This is a genomic window from Synechococcus sp. R3-13, assembly GCF_047462195.1.
Taxonomy (GTDB): Bacteria; Cyanobacteriota; Cyanobacteriia; order Thermostichales; family Thermostichaceae; genus Thermostichus.
Genome location: NZ_JANSIO010000469.1, coordinates 1 through 1,481, shown reverse-complemented (window position 1 = coordinate 1,481; position 1,481 = coordinate 1). Strand labels below are relative to the sequence as shown.

At 60.9% G+C, this 1,481-nt stretch carries 1 protein-coding gene and 1 pseudogene; both read right to left on the bottom strand.

Features of this window, described 5'->3' with window-relative positions:
- A pseudogene (locus tag NW856_RS13145) lies at positions 1-494 on the bottom strand (signal recognition particle-docking protein FtsY); the annotation flags it as partial.
- Positions 495-597: 103 nt separating this feature from the next.
- The gene (locus NW856_RS13140) at positions 598-1,425 is read right to left on the bottom strand and encodes a DUF2993 domain-containing protein (protein WP_414400621.1); all 828 of its coding nucleotides are present in this window, start codon (positions 1,423-1,425) and stop codon (positions 598-600) included.
- Positions 1,426-1,481: the final 56 nt, after the last annotated feature.

The window sequence follows — 1,481 nt, the reverse complement described above, 5'->3', positions numbered from 1 at the left end:
TCTGGAGAGGGAGCAACGGCTGGAGTCACCGGCTCGGGTTTGGGCTCATCCACGGCGCTGGCTTGCAGGGCTTGGAGACGCTCAGCAGCACGGGGAGCCAGATCGAAAAACGAGGGAGCTGCCGCCGGCTGCACAGGGGGCGATTCTGGAGATGCTGGTTCTTGTGTTGGAGTGGGGGACTGGACGGGTTCACGGGGTTCTGCTTGGGCAAGTGGGCCGGAGTCCTCAGTCGAGGCCGGTGGCTGTGGCTGGACGGATTCTGCAGGGATCCCTTCCGCTGGCGCAGGTGGGACAGAGTCCTGGGTTGCCGGTGGGGCTTGGGCAGCAGCACGGGCCTTCAGGTTGGCATAGGCGGCTTTGGCAAAAGCCAAATAGTCTTCCGGGGAGATCTCCGCCGGTTCTGTGGCTGGCGCGGGGGCTGGTGGCGAAGACTCCGCTTCACCAGGAGAGTCGGTAGAGTCGGTATAGCGGCGGCGAAACCAATCGAAGGCCATAATCCCATCTCCAGCCTGGCTGATCTTTATCCAGTTTGACAGAGCAGCTCTCCTGCTAGAGCGCAGCCCTGGGGAGCTCATCCCTGCTCAATGGGGATCCCCGTTAGCGGGACGAGGTCCTTTCCAACCCTTCCACCCGCACAAACCCAATCACCTGCAACTGGTCAGGCTCTATCTCTAGGCTGAGCACCCGCATCAGGATCCCAATCTCTTCCAGCTCTTGCAGGTCAAGCACCTCATTGAGCCCGCCCAAAAACGCTGCTGAGATCTCATCGGGAACCCGCACAGAACCGATCACAAACTCCGGATTCTCCAGCTTTAGGCTGCGCCCTTCTTCCACGCGGATCCCGGTGTTAAACACCACCTCCACCGCTCGCGTTAGCGGGACGGAGTCCTTTTGCTCAGTACCGCCGTCTTTCTCCACCAAGAGGGCAGAGAGCTGAATGCGGCTGGGATCCGAAAACTCGACTCGAGGCTGACGCAGATCAAAACGGCGAGCTTCCCTTCCCGCTCCCCCAAAAGGCAGATCGGCCCGGAGATCCTGAAACTGGCGGAGCACCTCTGGCTTGTTGAGGGCAGCATTCAAGTCCTCTTCCCGCACCAACACCCGTACCGCCGCTTGCAGAGGTCGCGCCAGGCGCAAGGGAGCCCCCTGGAAAAAAGAGGGGTCAATTGCCACCGGATCAGTTTCCAGCTCCAGAAGCTCGATGCGGGGAAAGGGCGCTCGATAGAGCCCGCGACCGGCGATCAGCAGGCGATCCGCTTGGCCATTCAGCAGCCGGTAATTGGGCTGGCTTTGGATGCGCACCTCCAAAACCTCTGCCCGATCCAACTGATCCAACAGAAGCTGCCGCGCCGTCTGATCCGCCAGATAGCCCGCTCCTCCTCCCAAGCTCGCCAACAGCCCCAAGAGAACCGCCAGGATCTCCATGCTCACTGCCCTGCTGTGCCCTAACCTAGGTCGTGTTGATCTTATGTTAGGATAGA